This is a genomic window from Mycobacterium sp. NS-7484 (assembly GCF_001953975.1).
In the GTDB taxonomy this organism is placed as follows: Bacteria; Actinomycetota; Actinomycetes; order Mycobacteriales; family Mycobacteriaceae; genus Mycobacterium.
In genome coordinates, this window is the sequence record NZ_MBEJ01000111.1 from 14,507 (window position 1) to 36,718 (window position 22,212).

At 67.3% G+C, this 22,212-nt stretch carries 20 protein-coding genes; 8 read left to right on the plus strand and 12 right to left on the minus strand.

Annotated features, from left to right (window positions below):
- Positions 1-43 precede the first annotated feature (43 nt).
- The 5 genes from A5733_RS20935 to secA2 form a co-directional block, all read right to left on the minus strand.
- Complete coding sequence (locus A5733_RS20935; RefSeq protein ID WP_067773559.1) at positions 44-796, minus strand: DUF881 domain-containing protein; 753 nt, start codon at positions 794-796, stop codon at positions 44-46.
- 145 nt (positions 797-941) lie between these two features.
- Entirely contained in the window at positions 942-1,274 is a 333-nt protein-coding gene (locus A5733_RS20940) for a small basic family protein (RefSeq protein WP_067773455.1), read from the minus strand.
- A 28-nt stretch (positions 1,275-1,302) separates the two neighbouring features.
- Positions 1,303-2,202: a DUF881 domain-containing protein gene (locus A5733_RS20945; RefSeq protein ID WP_067773452.1), complete on the minus strand. Its 900-nt coding sequence runs from the start codon at positions 2,200-2,202 to the stop codon at positions 1,303-1,305.
- The gene (locus tag A5733_RS20950; protein WP_076241527.1) at positions 2,199-2,807 is read right to left on the minus strand and encodes a CDP-alcohol phosphatidyltransferase family protein; all 609 of its coding nucleotides are present in this window, start codon (positions 2,805-2,807) and stop codon (positions 2,199-2,201) included. The genes A5733_RS20945 and A5733_RS20950 overlap by 4 nt, the downstream gene beginning before the upstream one ends.
- A gap of 9 nt (positions 2,808-2,816) precedes the next feature.
- Positions 2,817-5,162: an accessory Sec system translocase SecA2 gene (gene secA2 / locus A5733_RS20955; RefSeq protein WP_076241528.1), complete on the minus strand. Its 2,346-nt coding sequence runs from the start codon at positions 5,160-5,162 to the stop codon at positions 2,817-2,819.
- A gap of 121 nt (positions 5,163-5,283) precedes the next feature.
- On the opposite strand from secA2, the gene A5733_RS20960 reads away from it, so the two are divergent.
- Complete coding sequence (locus tag A5733_RS20960; protein ID WP_076241529.1) at positions 5,284-7,212, plus strand: ABC transporter ATP-binding protein/permease; 1,929 nt, start codon at positions 5,284-5,286, stop codon at positions 7,210-7,212.
- 28 nt (positions 7,213-7,240) lie between these two features.
- Positions 7,241-9,145, plus strand: a complete 1,905-nt coding sequence (locus tag A5733_RS20965) for an ABC transporter ATP-binding protein/permease (protein WP_076241530.1) — start codon at positions 7,241-7,243, stop codon at positions 9,143-9,145.
- Here A5733_RS20965 and A5733_RS20970 read toward each other — a convergent pair.
- The 6 genes from A5733_RS20970 to A5733_RS20995 all read right to left on the minus strand — a co-directional run bounded on the left by A5733_RS20970 (position 9,142) and on the right by A5733_RS20995 (position 15,467).
- On the minus strand, positions 9,142-10,626 hold the full coding sequence (locus A5733_RS20970; protein ID WP_067773553.1) for an FAD-binding protein: 1,485 nt from the start codon (positions 10,624-10,626) through the stop codon (positions 9,142-9,144). The two genes, A5733_RS20965 and A5733_RS20970, sit on opposite strands and share 4 nt — an antisense overlap.
- A gap of 5 nt (positions 10,627-10,631) precedes the next feature.
- A complete protein-coding gene (locus A5733_RS20975) occupies positions 10,632-11,126 on the minus strand; it encodes a VOC family protein (RefSeq protein ID WP_076241540.1) in 495 nt (164 codons plus the stop codon).
- 66 nt (positions 11,127-11,192) lie between these two features.
- A complete protein-coding gene (locus A5733_RS20980) occupies positions 11,193-11,867 on the minus strand; it encodes a hypothetical protein (protein WP_076241531.1) in 675 nt (224 codons plus the stop codon).
- A gap of 194 nt (positions 11,868-12,061) precedes the next feature.
- The gene (locus A5733_RS20985) at positions 12,062-12,676 is read right to left on the minus strand and encodes a LysM peptidoglycan-binding domain-containing protein (protein WP_067773433.1); all 615 of its coding nucleotides are present in this window, start codon (positions 12,674-12,676) and stop codon (positions 12,062-12,064) included.
- Between the two features lie 269 nt (positions 12,677-12,945).
- Positions 12,946-13,857, minus strand: a complete 912-nt coding sequence (locus A5733_RS20990; protein WP_076241532.1) for a sterol desaturase family protein — start codon at positions 13,855-13,857, stop codon at positions 12,946-12,948.
- A 38-nt stretch (positions 13,858-13,895) separates the two neighbouring features.
- Positions 13,896-15,467 carry a carboxylesterase/lipase family protein gene (locus A5733_RS20995; RefSeq protein ID WP_076241533.1) on the minus strand — a complete coding sequence of 524 codons (1,572 nt, stop codon included), beginning with the start codon at positions 15,465-15,467 and terminating at the stop codon, positions 13,896-13,898.
- A 72-nt stretch (positions 15,468-15,539) separates the two neighbouring features.
- On the opposite strand from A5733_RS20995, the gene A5733_RS21000 reads away from it, so the two are divergent.
- Both A5733_RS21000 and A5733_RS21005 read left to right on the plus strand, forming a co-directional pair.
- Entirely contained in the window at positions 15,540-15,875 is a 336-nt protein-coding gene (locus tag A5733_RS21000) for a multidrug efflux SMR transporter (protein ID WP_067773425.1), read from the plus strand.
- Positions 15,875-16,198, plus strand: coding sequence for a multidrug efflux SMR transporter (locus A5733_RS21005; protein ID WP_076241534.1), 324 nt, complete (start codon positions 15,875-15,877; stop codon positions 16,196-16,198). Before A5733_RS21000 ends, A5733_RS21005 begins: the two co-directional genes overlap by 1 nt.
- Here the strand turns inward: A5733_RS21005 and A5733_RS21010 are convergent.
- Positions 16,148-17,401 carry an MFS transporter gene (locus A5733_RS21010; protein WP_067773419.1) on the minus strand — a complete coding sequence of 418 codons (1,254 nt, stop codon included), beginning with the start codon at positions 17,399-17,401 and terminating at the stop codon, positions 16,148-16,150. The two genes, A5733_RS21005 and A5733_RS21010, sit on opposite strands and share 51 nt — an antisense overlap.
- A 63-nt stretch (positions 17,402-17,464) precedes the next feature.
- Here A5733_RS21010 and malQ point away from each other — a divergent pair, with 63 nt between their 5' ends.
- From malQ to A5733_RS21030, 4 genes are all read left to right on the plus strand, one after another.
- On the plus strand, positions 17,465-19,606 hold the full coding sequence (malQ, locus tag A5733_RS21015) for a 4-alpha-glucanotransferase (RefSeq protein ID WP_076241541.1): 2,142 nt from the start codon (positions 17,465-17,467) through the stop codon (positions 19,604-19,606).
- A 79-nt stretch (positions 19,607-19,685) separates the two neighbouring features.
- Positions 19,686-20,096, plus strand: coding sequence for a hypothetical protein (locus A5733_RS21020; RefSeq protein WP_067773416.1), 411 nt, complete (start codon positions 19,686-19,688; stop codon positions 20,094-20,096).
- A 97-nt stretch (positions 20,097-20,193) separates the two neighbouring features.
- Positions 20,194-21,093: a metal-dependent hydrolase gene (locus A5733_RS21025; RefSeq protein ID WP_067773413.1), complete on the plus strand. Its 900-nt coding sequence runs from the start codon at positions 20,194-20,196 to the stop codon at positions 21,091-21,093.
- 11 nt (positions 21,094-21,104) lie between these two features.
- A complete protein-coding gene (locus A5733_RS21030) occupies positions 21,105-22,211 on the plus strand; it encodes a PDR/VanB family oxidoreductase (RefSeq protein WP_076241542.1) in 1,107 nt (368 codons plus the stop codon).
- Position 22,212: the final 1 nt, after the last annotated feature.

A 22,212-nucleotide genomic window follows, 5' to 3' on the forward strand; every position in this document is an offset into this window, starting at 1 on the left:
CGCTCCTTAGTTCGTGGAGTTGATTGCTCTGGTCAGGTGAAGCTCACTTGACCGGCTGAGCGTATTGGCGAGGTTTCGGTTGCCGCAAGGCGGTGACGTCGACCCGCTCGGCCTGTTGTACCACCATCGTGCCGCCGACCCGCTTGACACTGTCCATTGCCCCGCCGGGAATGTTCATCGCCGCCGCCAGCGTCGGTGGATCCCCAATGGCCAGAACCGAATACGGCGGTCGCAGGGTGACGTCGTCGACCGCCAGCGCCCCGGGCGCGCCGACGATCCAGGTGTCGATGCCCACCCGCACCGCCGACGGCTGCTCCCCACCGCGGATCTCGATGGCCTCGGCTCCGGCCGCGCGCAATTCGTTGATCACGTCGAGCATGGTCTCGGCCGGCACCCCGGGCGCGTTGTCCTCTATGGTCAACGTCACTCCCGGCCCGGTGGCGGCCACCGTGCCGATCTGGATGGACAGCGCCTCCAACCGGGCCTGGGCATTTTCGATCGCCGCCTGGTCGCTGCTGCCGGAAGCCTGGAGCTGCTGCAGGGTCCGCTGCAGATCCGACACCTCGGTGTTGAGTGAGGCCTCACGTTGCTGCAGAGAATCCAGCAGGATGAGCAGATCCGCCGGACGTGCGGTCTCCAGCGAATCTCCGGACTCGTTCTGGCGCACCTGCGTGACGATCGCCATACCCAGCAACAGGCACAGCAGCACCCCGAGACCGCCGAACACGAGCCGCGAGCGACCGCCACGCACGATCCGAAGATTGCGGAACCGGCGTGGCGAGACATCCGGGGGCATCTCATGACGGCCGTGGTGCTCGGCCGAATGCGCGGCCGGTTCGGCCTTGTCCGGTTCCTTCGTGTCCGGTTCGGTGTTGTCCGGTTCCGTCGTGTCCGGGTCGGTGTCCTTGCCGGTGTCCTTCGAGGACTCGGGGTCGCTCATGTCACGCGCCGAACAACCGTCGCCGCAGCGCGGCGGCATTGCCGAAGATCCGGATGCCCAGGACCACGATGATCGCCGTGGACAACTGGGTGCCGACACCGAGTTGATCGCCGACGTAGACGATCAACGCCGCCACCAAGACGTTGAACACGAACGACACCACGAACACCTTGGCGTCGAAAATCCGCTCCAGATAGGCCCGCAGGCCCCCGAACACGGCATCCAGCGCTGCCACCACCGCGATCGGCAGGTACGGCTCGACGAACTCCGGAACGCTGGGGTGGAACACCAATCCCAGCACGATCCCGATGACGAGCGCGACGATCCCGATCATCTAACGGTCAATCCTGTGCACGTCAGGTCTATCCAATCCGTTTGGCGAAGTTGACATCTCGTACCGACACCGGGGGAACGGTCAGACCGTCACCCACGCTCACGTTCACCCCGGCTCCATAGGAAATCTCCAACAGCCGCAGCCGGTGCAGGCCCGGAGAGCGTTCGAAGGCATCGGCCATTCCCTTCGGTGGTCCGATGGCCACAATGACATATGGGCTCGTGATCGGCTGATTGTCGACCAGAATTCCGCCGCCGGCCTGCCGGATCGTGACACCGGCGCCGACCCGCACGCCGCCCACCGAAACCGCCTCTGCGCCACTGGCCCACAGCGAATTGACCACGAGTTGCAGATCGCGGTCGAGGATGACCTGCTGGCCGCCGGCAACCCGCTGTTTCGACACATCGCTGAGATCCTTGGACATGCCCGGATCGGTGACCGTGACGGTCAGCCCCGGACCGATCATCCCGACGGCCGCCGCCTCGATGTTCGCGGTGTCGAGGTCACCGAGCAACTGCTGGCCGTTCTCGTCCATACCGAGGCGGGTGCGACGTTCGGAGTCCACCTGATCGACCAAGGCGTCGCGCGCGGCGGCGGCCTGGTCGGCACTGAGCGCAGCCGCCCGCACCCGCCCGGCCATGGTGTGCTGGGCCTCGCGGGCGGCCGGGGCCGCGGTCTGCGCCTGCCCGGCCGCCACGGCGAACACCGTGGCGATGGCTGCTGCGCCCACCACCAGCCACCCGAGGTCGACCAGCCGACGACGGGGCCGGTCATCGGCTTCGCGAGCCGCGGCGGCCGCGGCATAGCCGGGATCGAGGTGCTCGGACAGCAGCGACCGCAACAGTGAGGGCACCGGAATCCGTTTGGGCGCGTCGGCTTCATGATGATTGAGCCCGGCACCGGACTCGTAGCCGCCCAGCGTGCTCATGACCGGACCGTGGGAAGTTGTCGCACCACCATCGTCACCTGGATCAGGTAGACCACGGCCGACCACAGATACAACGCCAGCCCCCAGAGCAGGAACGCCCAACCGCAGGCCAGCACCACCCGGCTCCACAGTGCTGGATCTTGGGCGTCCGCCGTCCCGAGCAGCACCAGCGGGAAACCGGACATCAACGCGAACGTGGCGGCCTTGCCCAGGTAGGTCACCGGCAGTGCGGTCAGCCCGCGACGGCGCAGCACCGGCAGCGTCGCGGCCAGCACTGCATCCCGACCGAGCAGGGTCAGCACCAACCACCACGGCACCGTGCCGTACAGGGCCAGCGCCAGCGGGACGATGACCATGTAGATGCGGTCGACGAGCGGATCGAGCAGCTCGCCCAGCCGCGACGACTGGTTGGCCACCAGCCGGGCGATCTTGCCGTCGGCCCAGTCGGAGAAGCCGCTGAACATCAGGATGGCCACGGCCCACACGTTGGCGTGCGCGCCGAACAACAGCCACAGGAACACCGGCACCAGCACCAGGCGCAGCACACTGAGCACATTCGGCACCGTCAGCACCCGGTCGCGCGCGGCAATCGGCGCGTGTTCCATGCCTAGAACTTAGCGGAACACCCCTGGCAGGCTCAGCGCCGACATGGTGTCGTCGTTGAGTGGGTTGTCGTGCACCATGTAGGTCCACGTCGAGGTCGGGCGCGCGAGTTTGGACAGATCGATGCCCGGCTCGTCCTCGATGGAGTCGGCCGTCTCGAACGTCTGTTGGGCGGCCTCGATGGCGTCGGCGGCCAGCGAGGCGAACGCGTCCACGGCCATCCGGTGGAATTCGTCGAGCGGGTTCTGCCGGCCCAGCGCCCGCAGGTGGATGCTCTCGCGGATGTCGGCCAGGAACGCCAGGTGGTCACACCAGCCACGGTCGAGGTGGTACAGCATGATCAGCCGGCAGATCTTCGTCAGCTTCTCCTCGGCGTCGTCCCCCAGCTCCTCAGCGAGCTTGGCATACCGCTCCGGCGAGCGCTCCTCGAGTTCGCGGCGGGCGGTGTCGGTGCGCAGCAACGTCTCGCGGCGGTCGACGATGATCGCGCGCTGTTGGGCGATCAGCTGGTTGTAGCGCCAGGTGTTGGCGTGCACGTCGAGCAGCCGGCCCTCGGCGACGCGCTGGGCGTGGTCGAGCAGACCCGCGGCCTTGGGCGCGACGATGCGGCCGTCCTCGTCGGTCTCGGTGGGCAGCTTGGCGTCGTCGAGATGGGCGGCGACCACCTCGTCCTCCCAGCTGGAGAAGAACACCGAGGAACCCGGATCGCCCTGGCGTCCGGCACGGCCCCGCAACTGGTTGTCCAGACGTTCGGTCTGATGCCGGCCCGTGCCCACCACGTGCAGGCCGCCGAGCTCGGCGACCTTGTCCTTGTCCTCCGAGTCGTCACCCACATCGGAGCCACCCAGCCGGATGTCGGTGCCGCGACCGGCCATCTGGGTGGACACCGTGACCGAACCCAGCTTGCCCGCCTCGGCGATCACGGCGGCCTCTTCGGCGTCGTTCTTGGCGTTGAGCACCACCGCCGGCACGCCGGCCTTGACCAGCCTGCGGTGCAGGTCCTCGGACTCGGCCACGTCGTGGGTGCCGACGAGCACCGGCTGGCCGGTGGCGTGCACCTCGGCGATGTGCTCGACGATGGCGTGGTTCTTGGCCGCCTCGGTGAGGTACACCCGGTCGGTCTCGTCCTCACGGATGTTGGGCTTGTTCGGCGGGATCGGCGACACCCCGAGTTTGTAGAACTGGCGCAGCTGCTCACCGGCGGCCAGGGCGGTGCCGGTCATGCCGCACACCGTCGGGTAGCGGTTGACCAACGCCTGCACCGTGATGGTGTCGAGCACCTCACCGGTTTCGGTCGTCTCGATGCCCTCCTTGGCCTCGACCGCGGCCTGCAGACCGTCAGGCCAGCGCTGCAGCGAGGCGATGCGCCCGCGCGACGAGTTGATCAGGTGCACGGCACCGTCCCGGACGATGTAGTGCACGTCGCGTTGCAGCAGCACGTGCGCGTGCAGGGCGACGTTGATCTCGGTGAGCGTGGTGGCGACATGCTCTTCGGAGTACAGGTCGATGTTCCCCAGCCGGGCTTCCAGCTTGCGCGCCCCCGCCTCGGTGAGGTGCACGTTGCGGTTGTCGTCGTCGGTGTCATAGTCCGCCCCCGCGGTCAGCTCACCGACCATCCGGATCACCTCGACCCGTGGCTGTTCGCGGTGGCTGGTGCCGGCCAGCACCAGCGGCACAAGCGCCTCGTCCACGAGCACCGAATCGGCCTCGTCGATGAGTGCCACGTCGGGGTTGGGCGACACCAGATCGGCGACATCGGTGACCAGCTGATCGCGCAGCACATCGAAGCCGATCTCGTTGACCGAGGCGTAGGTGACATCACACTCGTAGGCCTCGCGACGTTCGTCGGCCGTGGAATCGGCGGTGATCCACCCGACCGTCAGCCCCAGCGCCTCCAGCAGCGGGCTCATCCATTCGGCGTCGCGGCGGGCCAGATAGTCGTTGATGGTGATCACGTGCACATGCCGGCCGCCGATCGCGTAGCCGGCCGCGGCGATCGCCCCGGCCAGGGTCTTGCCCTCACCGGTGGCCATCTCCACGACGTCACCGGCCAGCATGCGCAGCGCCGCGAGCAGCTGTACATCAAAGGGCCGCAGAGACGTCGTTCTTTCGGCGGCCTCACGCGCCAGCGCCAGGAACTGCGGCATGTCCGCCGAAGCCGCCAGATCCTGCAGTTCGAGCAGCTTGGCAGCCTTGGTGAGCTGCTCGTCATCGAGCTTGGCAGCCTTGTCTTCGAATGCGGCTGCACCCTTGACCTCGGAGAGGGACCGAGCCTGATTGCGCTCGGTGCTGGCCCCCAGCATCTTCCAGAACTTGCTGCTCAAGCGGCCCGGTTTGGCGGTGGACGTCTTCGGCACATGTTCACGGTACGCGGACGCGCCGACTGGCCCCGAGCGTGACCCCGAACCGGATCGGCGCAGCGCGCCGGGGAGGACGTCCCACCCCGCTGCGGCCGGTTGTGGAGGGTACTTTTCCCGCATGGAGATGTTCAGCCCGACACTCGACTGGAGCACCGAGCTGCAGACGTCGCTGGTCTGGATCGCCAAAGGGTGGTTGATCGCGGCGGTGTCCACCATGGTGATCCTGTTCCTGCTCGCCCGGTTCACCACGTGGGGCAGCCAATTCTGGCGCGTCACGGGCGGATACTTCACCGGAGCCGGGAGCATCAAGGTGTGGCTGTGGCTGGCGGCGTTGCTGCTGTCGGTGATCACCAGCGTCCGCCTGTCCGTGCTGTTCAGTTTCTACGGCAACGATCTGATGACCAGCTTTCAGGTCATCGCGGCCGGCCTGGGCAACGGTAACGAGGCCGTGCGGCAATCGGGCAAGGACGGCTTCTGGTTGGCGATGACGGTGTTCGTCGTCCTGGCGATCCTCAATGTTGCGCAGATCATGATCGACCTGTTCATGACTCAGCGGTTCATGCTGGCCTGGAGGAAGTGGCTGACCGACGATCTCACCGGGGACTGGCTCGACGGCAAGGCCTACTACCGGTCCAGGTTCATCGACGACACGATCGACAACCCAGACCAACGTATCCAGGCGGACATCGACATCTTCACCGCCGGTGTCGGCCCGTTGCCCAACACGCCGAACAACACCTCCACCGCCACGTTGCTGTTCGGCGCCATCAGCGCCATCGCCTCGATGATTTCGTTCACCGCGATTCTGTGGAATCTCTCCGGCGAGATCACCCTGCCCCTGGTGGGAATCGACCTGCCCCGGGCGATCTTCTGGATCGGAATCGTCTACGTTCTGTTCGCCAGCGTCATCGCGTTCTGGATCGGCCGGCCGATCATCACGCTGTCGTTCAACAACGAGAAGTACAACGCGGCGTTCCGCTACGCACTGGTGCGGCTGCGTGACGCATCCGAGGCGGTCGCCTTCTACCGGGGCGAGATCGCCGAACGTACCGGGCTACGCCGATTGTTCACACCGGTCGTGGAGAACTACAAGAAATACGTCAATCGGATGACGGGCTTCCTGGGATGGAACCTGTCGGTGAGCCAGGCCCAGGAGCCTCTCCCCTACCTTGTGCAGTTTCCGCGGTTCTTCAGCGGAGAGATCACGCTGGGCGCGCTCACCCAAACGGCGACCGCCTTCCGCGAGATTCTGACCGGCTTGTCGTTCTTCCGAAACGCCTACGACAACTTCGCCGGGTATCGGGCCGCGATCATGCGTCTCCACGGCTTGGTCGTCGCCAACGAAGAGGGCCGGGCGCTGCCCGAGGTCACCACCACACCGTGTGAGGACGGCACGGTACAGCTCACCGACGTCGAGGTCCGCACCCCTGACGGCAGGCAGCTCATCAACCCGCTCGACCTGCACCTGCAGGTCGGCGACACCCTGGTGATCACCGGCCCGTCCGGCAGCGGCAAGACCACCCTGCTGCGCAGCCTCGCCGAACTGTGGCCGTTCACGTCGGGAACACTCACCCGCCCGTGCGGCGCCAACGAAACGATGTTCTTGTCGCAGTTGCCCTATGTCCCGCTCGGTGACCTGCGCGCCGTGGTGACCTACCCCAGCGAAGAGGGCTCGGTCGACGACGAGACGCTCAAGCGGACTCTCGACGAGGTCGCCCTGGCGCACCTGGTCGGCCGGCTCGACGAAGTCCAGGACTGGGCCAAGGTGCTCTCTCCCGGTGAGCAGCAACGGATTGCGTTCGCCCGGATCCTGCTCGTCAAACCCAAGGTGGTGTTCCTCGACGAGTCCACATCGGCGCTCGACGAGGGTCTCGAGTTCATGCTCTATCAGCGGGTGCGCACGGATCTGCCCGACACCATCCTGGTCAGTGTCAGCCACCGCACGACCGTCGAGCAGCACCACACCCACGAACTCGAGTTGCTCGGTGACGGCGAATGGCGGCTGGGTCGTGTCGAAGACGAAGACGATCTGATCAAGCAACCGTGAGCGCCCGTTCCCGGTAACTTCGGCGGCTATGGAGATGTTCACCCAGTCACTGGACTGGGGCAACGAGATCCTGGCCTCGCTGTTCTGGGTCGCCAAGGCCTGGGTGATCGGGGCGTTCATCCTGGTCGCGACGCTCGCCGTGCTGGCTCTGGCCACCACGTGGGGCCGCCAGTTCTGGCGGGTCTCCGGAGGATATTTCGTTGGGCGCCAGAGCATTCCGGTGTGGGGACTGCTCGCGGTGTTGCTGTTGTCGGTGATGGTCTCGGTGCGCATGGACGTGCTGTTCAGCTATTACCTCAACGACCAGACCACGGCGCTGCAGGTGGCGTTCTCGGGTGCCGGCTCGGGCAATGAGGCGGTGCGCCGCTCCGGAATCGACGGCTTCTGGCGCTCGATCCTGATCTTCGGGCTGTTGATAACGGCGGATATCACCCGCACCCTGCTCGACCTGTATCTCATGCAGTACTTCATCGTTCGGTGGCGGGTGTGGCTCACCCACCGGCTCACCGGCGACTGGTTGGACGAACGGGCCTATTACCGCGGACGGTTCATCGGCGGCTTCGGCGGCACCCCGATCGACAACCCGGATCAGCGCATCCAACAGGACATCGACGTGTTCACCACCGGCACCGGGCCCGAGACCAATACGCCCACCGTCGCAACGGCGCAGACGCTGCTGTTCGGGTCGGTGTACGCGATCGTGTCGGTGGTCGCCTTCACGCCGATCCTGTGGAATCTGGCCGGCCCGTTGACGATCCTGGGCGTGACGGTGCCCAAGGCGTTGTTCTGGATCGCGCTGCTGTGGGTGGCGGTCACGACGGTGGTGGCGTTCTGGATCGGCCGGCCGATCATCGGTTTGACGTTCCGGAACTCGTTGACCAACGCGGCTTTCCGGTATGCGCTCGTGCGCGTTCGTGACGGTGCCGAGGCGGTCGGTTTCTATCACGGCGAACGTAGTGAACGGGGCACCCTGGCCACCCGGTTCGCCGCGGTGATCGCGAACTACCGCAGGCTGGTGTTGCGGGGCGTCGCGTTCCTGGGCTGGAACAGGTCCATCAACCAGATCATCGACCCGCTGCCGCTGATCATCCAGGCGCCCCGGCTGTTCGCCGGTCAGCTCACCTACGGCGACGTGCTGCAGTCGGCGAGCGCCTTCAACCGGGTGCAGAGTTCCCTGAGTTTCTTTCGTGCGGTGTACGACGCGTTCGCCGGCTACCGGGCGGCCGTCATCCGGCTCGACGGTCTGGTCACCGCCAACGAACAGGCAAGGGCGCTACCGTGTTTGGACACCGGGACGAGCGACAACGGCGGGGTGGAGCTCCAGGGCGTCGAGGTGCGATCACCGTCGGGCGAGCTGCTTCTCGACGGACTCGACATGCAACTGGCCCCCGGGGAGTCGTTGGTGATCACCGGCCCGTCCGGTACCGGGAAGACAACGCTGCTGCGCAGCCTGGCCAGACTGTGGCCATACGGCTCAGGTACGGTGCGCTATCCGGAACAGGGCGAGGTGATGTTCCTGTCCCAGCTCCCCTACGCCCCGCTCGGCGACTTGCGAACGGTGGTCTGCTATCCCGCACCGGCAGGCACCTACAGCGACGACGAGATCCGCGCGGCACTGGAGGCGGTGGCCCTCGGGAACCTGACCTGCCGGCTGGACGAGGACGCCGACTGGGCCAAAGTGCTCTCTCCCGGCGAGCAACAGCGCATCGCGTTCGCCCGCGTCCTGCTGGCCGCGCCGGCCGCGGTGTTCCTCGACGAGGCCACCTCGGCGCTCGACGCCGGCCAGCAGTACGCCCTCTACACCACGCTGCGGACTCGGCTACCGGACTGCATCGTGGTCAGTATCAGTCACCGCGACAGCGTGAACCGGCTGCACGACCGTCGCCTCGAGCTCCTCGGCGACGGCCGCTGGCAGCTCACCCAACCGGTTTAGCGCGCCGCAGCGTGGGTGCCGGCGCGACGGCCGAAGAACGAGCCCTCGCCCAGCTGCACGCCGCTGGCGTATCCCTGGCCGTCCTGGGCGATGTTCGATGCGCAGGCACCCGCCGCATACAAGCCGGGAACCACGCTGCCGTCCTCACGCAGCACCTCGCCGTCGATCGACACGGTCAACCCGCCCATGGTGAAACCGGAGTACATCGCGATGCCGAGAGACAGGTCGAACGCCGCCCACGGCCCCTTGTCCTGCACCGCAACGTAATCGGACTGCTTGTGGAAGTCCGGGTCGACGCCGTCGGCGGCATTCTTGTTGTAGCGGTCCAGGGTTGCGGCCAGGTTTCCGGCCGGAATTCCCAGTGCCTCTTCGGCTTCGGCGATCGTCTCGTAACCGTCGATGAACTTGATCAGCGGCATGGCCGGCATCTCCATGTGTTCCTCGTCGACGATGAGGTACGCCTGCTGGTCGGGCTGCTGCAGGACGAACGCCGAGGTGCGCGAGTGGTAGGAATCCTCGGCCACGAAGCGTTGACCCTGATTGTTGACGATGACCCCGGTCAACAGGATCTCCGGCGGATACGCCGCGGCGGTGATGAACAGCTGGTCCATGCCGTTGGCCGCGCCACCGGCCGAGACACCCATTCGGATGCCCAACCCGTCGTCGTTCGGGTTGCCCAGGATGTAGGGCTCGACCTCGCCATGGTGCTTGGTGCGACGCTTCTTGCCCAGCGCCGGCGTGTATTCGGCGACCATCTCGGGGTTCATCGCGAAGCCGCCGGCCGTGATGATGACGGATTTTGCCCTGACACAACCGGTTTCACCGAAGTGCTTCCACTTCACCCCGACCACGGCTTTGTCCGGGCCATCGTCGACGATCAGGTTGGTGGCACCCATCTCGTAGCGGATCTCCACGCCCAGCGTCTCGGCCCGCTTCAGCAGGAGATCGATCACCATGGCCGCCCCGCCCAGCTCGCCGGGCACCGGCACCGAGTGTCCGCGGGGAGCCGGCTTGGCCTGCTCGATGAACGGCCACACCTTCTCATTGCCCGTGTAGGACAGCCCCTCGGTGCCCGGCGGGACGACAACCTTGCCCGGGTAGTAGCTGCGTTCGAACTGAAAGCCTAGTGCCTCAAGCCAATTGAAATGCTCGACACTTCCGTCGCAGTAAGCCCGGATCTTGTCCAGGTCGGGTTCGCGCGATACCGCGACCAGGTACTTGTACATCTCCTCAGCGGTGTCAGGGTGGCCGGTGGCCTCCTGCACCGCGGTTCCCCCGCCGAGATAGAAGTGCCCGCCGGCCATCGCGGTGGTGCCGCCGGCCGCCGCAGCCTTCTCCAACACCAGAACCCTGGCCCCGGCCGCAGCGGCGCTCACTGCCGCGCAGCCTCCGGCGATGCCGAAGCCGATCACCACGACGTCGAACTCGTCGGACCACGATGCGACATCCGCAGCCGCTAAGACCTCGGGGACCTCGGGGATTTCCTTCACTGCTGCTCCTGTTTCACATAGTCGAAGAACGCCCGGATCTCGGGCGGGATGTAAGCGATTTCCAGATACGGCACCCCGGCCGCGGCCGCCGACACGTAGGCGAAGGTCATCCCGCCGGGCATCTCCCCTCGGCACACCACCGGTGACCCGTCGGTTTCGGCGTCGCGCAGTTTCGCCTCGAAGGCGCCGGGATCCTCGGCCTCGATGCAGATGTGGTGCAGCCCCGGTCCGTGCTGCTCGAGGAACTCGGTATAGACGCCTTGTCCGCGTACCGGCGAGATGAGTTCCAATTGGGTGTCACCGGCGTAGCTCAGCGAGATGTCGGCGACGAAGTCGGCGGGGCGGCCACGGTAACTACAGGTTTCGGGGGCAAAGTGCACCTCGGGCATCCGCACCCACCGCCGGGCCCCCAGCAGGGTGCTCAACGCACGTTCGGTGGCGTCGAGGTCCGCGGTCACCCAGGCAATCTGGACAGGTGTCTGGTCAGGCATCGCGATCAGAATATCGCCCGCCGACCGCAATGGCTAGAACGTGTTCTAGTTCGGTGTTTCGCCCGGTCAGGGCGGCCCGCCGAACAGGTTGGAGACCTGACCGGCAGCGGGGGCACCGGCGCCGCGGGCCTGCCCGCTGGCGTTCTGCCACGACACTGCCGCCGGATAGTTGCCCCACGTGCTGTTGAACATCCCGACGATGGCGGCGCGCCCGTCGGGCGTGATGACGTAGACCGGGCCGCCGGAGTCGCCCTTCTGGCTGACGATGCCGTTCGCCATGGTGAACCACCCGTTGTTGACCGCCTGAATGGTGCCGCAGGTCTCGCCGGTGACCACCCCGAAGTGACACACCGGAGCGCCCGGCGACGGCTGGAAGGCCGGGTCTTCGACGAGCATGCGTCCGCCCGGCAGGACGTTGTTGACCGCGACGTCACCGGCCAACTGGATGGTCTCCCAATCGGAGATCATGTGGTTCGTGTCGACGGTGGCGCCATCGGGCGTGTTGTCCTGATAGGCGCCCATGTGGCCGATGAAGTTTCCGTCCCGGTCACCGACCGGACCATCGGCCCGGCAGTGCCCGGCGGTGAACCCGACGCGGCTCAACGGATCCACGAAGCCGAGCGTGCAAACGTTGGTGCCCTGGCGGATTTCCATCCCGGGGTACACCAGCGATCCCGCGGCGGCCGCCGGGGTCGGCACCGTCAAAACTGCGGCGATCGGGGCCGCAGCCAGCGCCCGCATCGCATTACCAATCCTCCAGTACACGGCCGGCCCTCCCGATCGGCGGATGTGGGTGAAGTCACCCTACCGATATCAATATCGGCGGGCGGGCAACTTCGTTACCGGGAGTACCCAGTTCCGCAAGCCGAAACGACGCGCAAACCGAAACGACGATGGCCCGGACCAAAGGGGCCGGGCCATCGAGGTACAACAGGTCAGGGAATCGTCAAGACCTGGCCAGGGTGAATCAGGTCAGGGTTGGCGATGCCGCTGGCATCGGCGATCTGCTGGTACTTGCTGCCGTCACCGTAGAACCGCTCGGCGATCGCCCACAGGGTGTCGCCGGAAACCACCGTGTAGGTACGGGGCTCGGGCGCCGGCGGGGGTGGCGGCGGCGCGGCCGGCTCGGGTGCGGCGGCCGGTGCGGGCTCTTCGACAGCGGCCGGGGCCACCTCGGGCTCGGGCGCGGCGGCCTCGGGGGCCGGTGGCGGCGGCTCGGTGGTGTCGGTCTTGGACGACCAGGCCGGCCCGTCCGCGGCGTACAGCACCAGATTCCGGTCGTCCTGGAGAACCAGTTTGACGTCCTTCTTGCCCTTGGTGTCGGTGTGCCACACCGGCTTCTCGGGGGTGTACAGCACGAAGTTGCCGTCGGTCTGCACCTCGGCGCGCACCACGTCCTGGCCGTTGGTGGAAGTTGACCAGACCGCTTTGTCACGTGCGTACAACACGAGGTTGCCGTCATCCTGCAACGTCAACGTGTACGCGCCGTTGTTCGAGGTGATCGATCCCCCCTTCTCCAGCTTCTGCCCTTCGGTCAGTGTGTCTCCCACGCAATAACCCCTTTCGTGACCAAGTTCCGGATTGTGCACCCGGTTCGGTCGAGCTTACTGATGTGCGGTTTGCTTTGGTGCCATTCGGCTCGGCTCGAATTCAAACGTCTGGCCAACATCACCCGAACCACGCGGCGGCGGTCACGAATCGAAGCCGCGCCCCGGGCGATTCCCATGGCGGCCAACGGCTCTGGCGGAAACGGCAGGGACCGCTCGCGCGCTCTCTGCAGGGTGCACCGATCGAAGCGGTGTCGCGACGGGGGGACGCGCTATCGAACCGGCTGAGCGTCGGCGACCTGTGCGGGCTGCCAACCTGGTGGACCGAAGACGTAGCCCAGCCGGTCGCGCAGCCGACGCGCCCGCCGCACGTCCCGGGCGATCGCCACATATTCGTGAGTCTGCAGCGTCCAAAGGTTGAACGTGTCCACCGGCTTCGTCAGCCCATAGCGCGGTCGGAACACCTCGGGCTGGAACGTGCCGAACATCCGGTCCCAGATGATCAGGATCCCGCCGTAGTTGCGGTCCAGGTACAACTCGTCACAGCCATGGTGCACACGGTGATGCGACGGGGTGTTGAAGATGAACTCGATTGGCCGCCAGAGCTTTCCGACCCGCTCGGTATGCACCCAGAACTGATAGACCAGGCTCACCGAGAAGCTGAAGAACACCAGCCAGGGCGGGACGCCCAACAGCGGCAAGGGAATCCAGGCCAGGATCTCGCCGCTGTTGTTCCACTTCTGGCGTAGCGCGGTGGCGAAGTTGTAGTACTCGCTGGAGTGGTGGGCCTGGTGCGTGGCCCAGATCAACCGCACCCGGTGGGCAATCCGGTGGTAGGAGTAGTACAGCAGATCCACCCCGACGAGGGCGATCAACCAGGTGTACCAGCGGTCAGCGGGCAGATGCCATGGCGCCACATACGCGTAGATGGCGGCATAGCCCAACAACCCCAGCAGTTTCCAGGCCGACATGGTCGCCATCGACACCAAGCCCATCGAAATGCTGGTCCATGCGTCGCGCGCGTGGAACGACCCAGCGGGGGCTCGTTGCGCCTCGACGTGTTCGAGTCGACGCGCCGCGGTCCATTCCACCGCCAGCAGCAGGAGGAAGAACGGGATGGCGAAGACCACCGGATCCCGCATCGGTTCGGGCAGAAAGTCCAGGATGGACCGGATCATTTCCATGGCAGTTTCTTTTGTCTCGGCGGATCAGCGGATTCGTGCTATCGGAAGTTGAGGATGCGGCTTCCCCAGGCCGTGTGTAGATGACGGTCCAGGTCGGCGACGGTTTTGTCCTGTTTGTCTATCACCAGCGTGGCGCGGTCCTCGCGGCGGTACGGCCGCCACACCGGTTCCCCGGCGGCGCCGACGGGCTCGCCCGTGCCGGCGAAGTTGACCCACCGCCGACGCACCCGGCGGGACACGCCTCGCCCATGCTTGAGCCCGCCCAGTTTGAACGTCGGGTCCTTGGGCCCGGCGACCAGATTGCCCCACACGTACGGCAGCTCGGTGGCGTGGGCAGCGCCGAGCCGCAGCAGCCGCAGCATCGGGGTCGTGAAATCGAAGCGGTACAGGTAAACCGGTGCCACCGCGCTGTGCCCATCGGCGAACCACAGGGTCGGCATCCGAAAACCGATGTCGCGCGCCACGCCCAGGCCGATCGCCTTGGGCCGCAGGCCGGCGTACGCCGCGGCGACCTGTGCTTCGGTCGGCAACTGCAGCCCCGGCTGCTCGTCGGCGATCGCGGCGAACATGGTTCGCAGCGACTCGGGCGTGATCGGCATCAGGGGTGACTTCATCCAACGGAACACGGTGGCCTCGTGCTCGTTGGTGCCGATGATCAGCGGCACCGGGTGGCTGCGACCGTCCCGGGCGGCTGCCACCGGATAGTCCGGGACCAGATCGCCGTCGACGATGGGCGCGAAGGCCAGCAGGCCCGGCGACTGGTTGGGAACCGCGTCGTACACCTCTTTGGCCACGGCCAGCAGCCTGGGCACCGGCACTTCCGAGAGCTGCGCGACCTCGTCGCGCCCGATGCCCAGCCGATCCAGGACCTGGGCGGTGACCGCCCTGGCGCGCTCGGTGTCGTAGACCGATGTCGCCGGGGAACTCTGCGCGATGGCGGCGCTGAACAGCCCCTCGGCGGCCGGGCTGGTGAGCAGCGTGGTGATGATGCCGCCGCCGGCCGACTCGCCGAACAGGGTCACCCGGTTCGGGTCACCGCCGAACGCCGCGATGTTGTCACGTACCCACTGCAGCGCAAACAGCACGTCGCGCAATCCCGGGTTGGTGTCGAACCGCAGCCCCTTGGCACCCGGGTGCCCGTTGAACTCCGAGAGGTCGAGGAAACCGAAGGGACCCAGCCGATAGTTGACGGTGACCACCACGATGTCGCCCTCGCCCGCCAGCACCGCACCGTCGTAGAGCGGCTGGCTTCCCGAGCCGAGTACGTAGGCGCCACCGTGGATCCAGACCATCACCGGCTTGGCGTCGCCGGCCTCGGTCCCACTGGGTGCCCAGACGTTCAGGACGAGGCTGTCCTCGCCCTGCCGGCCGCCCAGGTCGATTGGCAGACGCGGGTCGGTGATCTGCGGGCAGACCGGCCCGGCGCCGGTCGCGTCGACGACCTCCTGCCGACGTGGCGGCGGTTGCGGTGCGCGCCACCGCAACTCGGCGACCGGGGCCGCGGCGTAGCGAATGCCCATCCACCGCTTGGTCGTTCCGTCGTCGGTCCCGCGAACCGGGCCGTACCCGGTCTCGATGACCGGCGCACCGGCGTTGGTCGGATCGGGCATCGGGACTCCTGGGCAAAGCTGGACGGGCTCCCCCACCGTACCCACCGGCGTGACGGGAGATAAGTTTGTCCGGTGCGGACATGGGCGTTGTTGATCACGGCCGTCGTCACCGAAGTCACCGCCACCCTGTCGCTGCGCGCATCCCAGGACCATGCGGCCTGGCTGGTTCTGGTGGTGTCCGGTTACGCGGCGGCGTTCGTGTTGCTGACGCTGGTCCTGCGGGCGGGCATGCCCGTCGGCGTCGCGTACGGAATCTGGGGCGCGCTGGGCACCGCGGCAACCGCGGCGCTGGCCGCGGTGTTGTTCGGCGATCCGTTCACCTGGCCGATCATCGCCGGGATCGGGTTGATCGTCGCCGGCGTCCTGCTCGTCGAGCTGGGATCACACCCGCGTGGAGCCGAATCGTGATGTGGCTGGCCCTGTCTGGGGCGATCGTGGTGGAGGTGCTCGCAACGCTCGCGCTGCGCGCCTCGGACGGGTTCCGCCGTAAGGCCTGGATCGCACCGGTGGTGACCGGTTACGTCACGTCGTTCTATCTGCTGTGGCTGTCGCTGTCGCTGGGTGTGCCGGTGGGCATCGCCTACGGCATCTGGACCGCGTGCGGCGTCGCGCTGGTCGCCGTCATCGCCCGCTTCCTGTTCGCCGAACCGTTGACCCCACTGATGATGCTCGGCATCGCATTAATCGTGTCGGGCGTCTTCACGATCGAGTTGGCCGGCGTCGGGACGTAGACCAGGTGCCGAGACCCGTCGGCCCGGTAACACCCCGGCCAGCAGGATGGCCACGATCCCGGCCAGCGGCACGACCAGCAGGCCGGCCCGCAATCCGGCGGCGTCGGCGACGAATCCGACGAGCAGTGGCGCACCGAAGAAACCGACCCGCATCAGCCAGGTGACCACGGTCAAGCCGGTGCCCGGCCGCAGACCGGGCAGCTGGTCGGCCGCATGCATGGCGGCCGGGACCAGGGTGGCCACCCCGAGACCGGCCAGCGCGAAGCCGGCGATCGTGAGGCCGATGCTCGGGAACGCGAGCGCGGTTCCCATCCCGACCGCGGTGATCACGCCGCCCGCCCGCACCACGGCGGCTTCGCCGAAGCGGTCGACCAGCCGGTCCCCGGTGAGCCGGCCCACGAACATGAACCCGACGAGCGCGATGTACCCGAAAACCGCCAGTGCCGGCGGTGCGTGCAGAAAGTCGCGCAAATACAAGGTGGCCCAGCTACTTCCGGAATCCTCGACCGTGGCACCGGCGATCGCGATCGACACCAGGGCCAGCAGCACCAGGTACACCCGCGGGCCGGCGCTGGTTCCGAGCGGCGCGTGCGCCGCCGGGTGGTCATCATGGTCGGGGCCGGGCAGCAGATAGCGGTAGGCGACCAGGGCCACCGCACTCAGCAGGGCGGCGATCACCGCAAGATGGAGGCTGCGCGGCACGCCGAGGGCGATGGCGCCGGCACCGGTGAGTCCGCCCAGGATCGCCCCGGCGGCCCACACCGCGTGCAGCGAATTGATGATCGAGCGGCCGTGTTCACGCTGCAGGCGCAGGCCGTGGGCATTCTGCGCCACATCGACCACCGAGTCGCAGGCCCCGGCCAGAAACAGGGCCGCGGCCAGCATCAGCGGTGTGCTCGACAATCCTGCTGCCACGATGAAGGACCCGAGGGCCACCGTGCCGATGACGGCGACCCGGGCACTGCGGAACCGCCGGATCAATGCTGCCGCAGTCAGTCCGGCAACCAGCGCCCCGCCGGAGAACGAGGCGACGGCGGCTCCGTACACCGCATTGCTGAGGTGCAGGTCGGTCTTGATCTCCGGATAGCGCGGCAGCAGGTTGGCGAAGATCGCCCCGTTGGTGAGAAACAGCGCGCCGACGGCGATCCGCGCCCGGCGCAGGTCGACAGCGCCACGCTGATGCGGAGCCGAACTTCGTGCCATCGAGTCGACCCTACCGACGCCGTCGCCTGACACGATCGGCCCTTGGGCCGCAAGATTGAGACCATGACCGCACTCTCCCCAGCCCTGCTGGAGTTGGCCGGCCGCTACGGCGTGGCCGCGGAGTTCGAAGACTGGACCGGCCGGCGCACCGCTGTCAGCGAGTCGACACTGGTGGCCGTGCTCGACGCGCTGGGCGTGCCGGCCGGCACCGAACAGCAGCGTGCCGATGCGCTGGCCGCCCATGACCGGCAGTACTGGCAGCGCGCCCTGCCGCCGATCGTGCTCGGCCGGTCCGGGGTGGCGTCGAGGTTTTGGGTCCACGTCACCCACGGAGATCCGGCCGACGTCGCACTGTTGCTCGAGGACGGCACCGAACGAACCGGGCTGCGGCAACTGGAGAACAACCGTTCCCCGTACGACACCGGGGACCGGCTGATCGGTGAGGCCACCTTCGAACTGCCCGCAGACCTACCGCTGGGCTATCACCGGCTCCGGTTGGGTCCGCCCGGCTCCCGCACCGAGACCCCGGTGGTGATCTCGCCGGGCACCCTGGCCCTGCCCGCCCGGCTGGGCCGACGGCGCGCGTGGGGGCTGGCCGTGCAGCTGTACAGCGTGCGCTCACGAAATTCCTGGGGCACAGGCGATCTCACCGACCTGACCGATCTCGCCGTGTGGTCTGCCAGCCGGCACGGCGCAAGCTTTCTCCTGGTCAACCCGCTGCACGCGGCCGCGCCGGCCGCGCCGATGGAGCCCTCCCCGTACCTGCCCACCTCACGACGCTTCGGCAATCCGCTGTACCTGCGGGTGGAGGCCATCGCAGAGTTCGCCGCGGTTCGCCATCGCCGGCGTCTCCGAGGGTTGCGGACCGCGCTCAACACACACGCCGACGGACATCCGACCATCGACCGGGACGCCGCCTGGCGGGCCAAGCGCGCAGCGCTGGAGCAGGTGTACCAGGTGCAGCGCTCGGCGGGCCGGGAGTTGGCCTACGCCGCGTTTCGCCACCGGCAGGGGCCGAGTCTGGACGATTTCGCGATCTGGTGTGCGCTGGCCGAGGAGTACGGCAACGACTGGCATGCCTGGCCCCACGCACTGCAACATCCGGGCAGCCCGGAGGTGGCCGAGTTCGCCGCGGCCAACCCGCAGGCCGTGGATTTCCATCGCTGGCTGCAGTGGGTCCTCGACGACCAGCTCACGGCGGCTCAGGCGACCGCACTGCAGGCCGGGATGGAGTTGGGCGTCATGAGTGATCTCGCGGTCGGCATCGACCCCGACGGCGCCGACGCCTGGGCACTCCAGGACGTGCTGGCCCTCGGCGTCACGGCGGGCGCGCCGCCGGACGAGTTCAACCAGCTCGGCCAGGATTGGTCGCAGCCGCCGTGGCGGCCGGACCGCCTCGCCGAGCAGGCCTACGAACCGTTTCGGGCGGTGGTCAACATGGCGTTGCGGCACTCCGGCGGCGTGCGTATCGACCACATCATCGGGATGTTCCGGTTGTGGTGGATTCCCAAAGGCGCCGCGCCCACCGAGGGCACCTATGTGCGCTATGACCACGAGGCGATGATCGGCATCATCGCGCTGGAGGCGCATCGGGCCGGCGCTGTCGTGGTCGGCGAGGATCTGGGCACGGTGGAACCGTGGGTGCGCGATTACCTGCACGACCGGGGCCTGTTCGGAACCTCGATCCTGTGGTTCGAGTCCGACACGTCGGGCGGGCCGCTACCCGCCGAACGGTGGCGGGAGTACTGCCTGTCCTCGGTGACCACCCACGACCTGCCGCCGACGCCGGGTTACCTGGCCGGCGCGCACGTGCGGTTGCGGGATGAACTCGGATTGCTGACCCGCCCGGCCGACGAGGAGCTGGCCGCCGACCGCGCCGCGCAGGGCGCCTGGTTCCAGGAGTTGCGCCGGGTGGGTCTGCTCGGGCCCGAAGCCGACACCGATCAGACCGTCACCGCGCTGTACCGGTACCTGGGCCGCACGCCGTCGAGACTGCTGGCACTGTCGCTCCCCGACGCGGTGGGCGACGTGCGGACCCAGAACCAGCCCGGGACCACCGACGAGTACCCCAACTGGCGGATCCCGCTGACCGGCCCGGACGGGCAGCGTCTCCTGCTCGAGGACGTATTCGTCGATCCGCGGGCCGCGGCGTTGAGCGACGTCATGGCCGAGATCACCGCCCACGCCCGAGAGGCCGGCATGTAACGCGGGCGGCGTCTGCTCCGGTTTCACATTCATCAGTGCTGCGATATGTTCGCAACCGCACCCGACTGACGGAGTACACGTGAACAAGCTTGTTGCGCTCGGCGGCGGTCTGCTTGCCGCCGGTTCGATCGCCCTGGTGGCTGCCGGAACCGCCACCTCACAGCCGACCTCGACCTCGGTCAACGTCGTGGGCGAGCCGTACATGAAGGCGCTGGCGATCCTCAAGAGCCAGGGCGTCAAGGCCACCTTCGGCGGCTCGTTCGGCAGCGCTCTTCCGCAGGCCGAGTGCCTCGTCGATTCCCAGAAGGTCAACTCCAGCGGCAAGATGATCTTGATGCTGGATTGCAGTGAGGCCGCGGCCGAGCAGTCGGCCGATTCCGCAGTCCCGGGCGGTCCGCGCGTGGGCAGCAACGGCGTGACCACCGTGACGCCGACCCCGGTGGTTCCGATCGCGGGCGCACCGGGGGCGGGCACACCACCGCCGGCCTGATCCTGCGGCGGGAATGACCGATCGAGTAACCCGGTACCGTCGTTCCCACCTAAATACGTACACTGCTGAGAGACCACTCATTTCAGGGAGGCTCTCGATGCTGCGTCCGTTGCGGTTCGACCACGAGATCGATCCGGGTCCGGTACAGATCCAGGCCCGCAAGGTGCACTTCGATCTCGATGACATCCCGTTGCACTGGATTCCGGGGCATCCGGTGGCCTCGACCATGGTGAATTTGTTCAACGTGGTGCTGCCGATGGCCGAGCACTGGTTCGTGGCGACGTTCAACGAAGCGCTGCCGTATGTGCGCGATCCCCAACTCGCCGACGACATGCGGGGTTTCATCGGGCAGGAAGCCACCCACGCCGAAACCCACGACAAGGTGCTCGACGAGTTCCTCACCGCGCACGGTGTCGATTACCAGCCGATCCTGTCGGTGGTCGAGCACATGTTCACCAAGATGCTGGCCCCGACCACCTCGACCGATCCGCGTCGCAAGCTGTCGAACCTCTGCGACCGGCTGTGGCTCATCGCGGCCATCGAGCACTACACGGCCGTGCTGGGCGACTTCGTGCTGAACTGCACGTGGCAGGACTACGACGCCGATCCGACGATGACCGATCTGTTCCGCTGGCACGGCAGCGAGGAGGTCGAGCACCGCAGCGTCGCTCACGACGTCGCGGTGTACTTCCAGGACAGCTATTACAGCCGGGTGCGGGCGATGTCGGTCGCGGCGACGGCGGTCTATCTGTTCTTCCAGCGCGGCTGTTGGGCAATGGTCAAGCGCGACCCGTCGCTCGACATCGGCTGGTGGCAGATGAACCGGATGCGCATCCGCGATTCCAAACTCGGCCTGCTGCCCAAGTTCTCCCGGATGTTTGGCACCCACACCCTGACCTACTGCCGGCCGGGGTTCTCTCCGGAGGAGATGGGCTCGACCGCGCAGGCGGTCGCGTATCTGGCCAGCTCCCCCGCGGCGCGGGCCGCGCATCTGTGACGGGCCGCGGTATGCCGCTGTTGTCGCGCTATCGTCAACTGCCGCCGAGTATGTCGGGGCGGTTCCGGCACGATCCGATGCTCGGTCTGGCCGAGGTGACGATCTCCACCATGTGGGCAGTCAGCCGCTATCTGCGCCGGCCCACCCCACCTGCAGAACTCGACCGCACGATCACGTTGACCGTGACCGAGCGGCAGGTGGTCGCCCACGACCAGGACGTCATCGCCCTGACACTCGCCGCTGCCGACGGTCGCCCGCTGCCGCAGTGGCACCCCGGTGCGCACATCGATTTGCACCTGGCCAGCGGGCGGATCCGCCAGTATTCGCTGTGCGGCGATCCCGCGGTGACCGACAGCTATCGAATTGCGGTGCGGCGCATACCTACTGGCGGCGGCGGTTCCGTCGAGGTGCACGACACCCTTACGGTCGGCACCCGGGTCAGCACACACGGCCCGCGTAATGCGTTCGCCCTCACGGTGCCCGGTTACGGCTCCCCCGCGCAACGGTTCCGCTTCATCGCCGGTGGGATCGGCATCACCCCGATCTTGCCGATGCTGAGCCTGGCCACCCGGCTGGGGGTTGACTGGTCGATGGTCTACGCCGGGCGCAGCCGCGACAGCCTGCCGTTCCTCGACGAGTTGGCCCGATTCGGTGACCGGATCGAGGTACGCACCGACGATGTCCACGGCCTGCCCAGTCCCGCAGACCTGCTGGGCGCTTGCCCGGACGGCACCACGGTGTACGCCTGTGGCCCGGCACCGATGTTGACCGGCGTCCGCAGTGCCCTGGTCGGCCGGGACGACGTCGAGCTGCATTTCGAAAGGTTCGCTGCGCCACCGGTTGTCGACGGCGCCGAGTTCTCGGTCACGATCGCCTCAACCGGTGCGAACGTGACGGTCGCGGCCGACGAAACACTGTTGGCCGCATTGGGACGGTCTGGGGTGAATGCCCCGTACTCCTGTCGCCAGGGGTTCTGCGGCACGTGCCGGATCCGGGCCACCGACGGGACGGTACAACACCGCGACACGTTGTTGACCGACCCGGAGCGCGACGCCGGTTATCTGTTGACGTGTGTGTCGCGGGCCGAGGCCGGGCAACGGTTGACCCTCGATCTGTGAG

Excerpts from the sequence above, each read along its gene's own strand:
- A5733_RS20935 (WP_067773559.1), bottom strand. The coding sequence starts at position 796 with ATGCCCCCGGATGTCTCGCCACGCCGGTTCCGCAATCTTCGGATCGTG.
- A5733_RS20940 (WP_067773455.1), bottom strand. The coding sequence starts at position 1,274 with ATGATCGGGATCGTCGCGCTCGTCATCGGGATCGTGCTGGGATTGGTG.
- A5733_RS20945 (WP_067773452.1), bottom strand. The coding sequence starts at position 2,202 with ATGAGCACGCTGGGCGGCTACGAGTCCGGTGCCGGGCTCAATCATCAT.
- A5733_RS20950 (WP_076241527.1), bottom strand. The coding sequence starts at position 2,807 with ATGGAACACGCGCCGATTGCCGCGCGCGACCGGGTGCTGACGGTGCCG.
- A5733_RS20960 (WP_076241529.1), top strand. The coding sequence starts at position 5,284 with ATGGAGATGTTCAGCCCGACACTCGACTGGAGCACCGAGCTGCAGACG.
- A5733_RS20965 (WP_076241530.1), top strand. The coding sequence starts at position 7,241 with ATGGAGATGTTCACCCAGTCACTGGACTGGGGCAACGAGATCCTGGCC.
- A5733_RS20975 (WP_076241540.1), bottom strand. The coding sequence starts at position 11,126 with ATGCCTGACCAGACACCTGTCCAGATTGCCTGGGTGACCGCGGACCTC.
- A5733_RS20980 (WP_076241531.1), bottom strand. The coding sequence starts at position 11,867 with ATGCGGGCGCTGGCTGCGGCCCCGATCGCCGCAGTTTTGACGGTGCCG.
- A5733_RS20990 (WP_076241532.1), bottom strand. The coding sequence starts at position 13,857 with ATGGAAATGATCCGGTCCATCCTGGACTTTCTGCCCGAACCGATGCGG.
- A5733_RS20995 (WP_076241533.1), bottom strand. The coding sequence starts at position 15,467 with ATGCCCGATCCGACCAACGCCGGTGCGCCGGTCATCGAGACCGGGTAC.
- A5733_RS21005 (WP_076241534.1), top strand. The coding sequence starts at position 15,875 with ATGTGGCTGGCCCTGTCTGGGGCGATCGTGGTGGAGGTGCTCGCAACG.
- A5733_RS21010 (WP_067773419.1), bottom strand. The coding sequence starts at position 17,401 with ATGGCACGAAGTTCGGCTCCGCATCAGCGTGGCGCTGTCGACCTGCGC.
- malQ (WP_076241541.1), top strand. The coding sequence starts at position 17,465 with ATGACCGCACTCTCCCCAGCCCTGCTGGAGTTGGCCGGCCGCTACGGC.
- A5733_RS21025 (WP_067773413.1), top strand. The coding sequence starts at position 20,194 with ATGCTGCGTCCGTTGCGGTTCGACCACGAGATCGATCCGGGTCCGGTA.
- A5733_RS21030 (WP_076241542.1), top strand. The coding sequence starts at position 21,105 with ATGCCGCTGTTGTCGCGCTATCGTCAACTGCCGCCGAGTATGTCGGGG.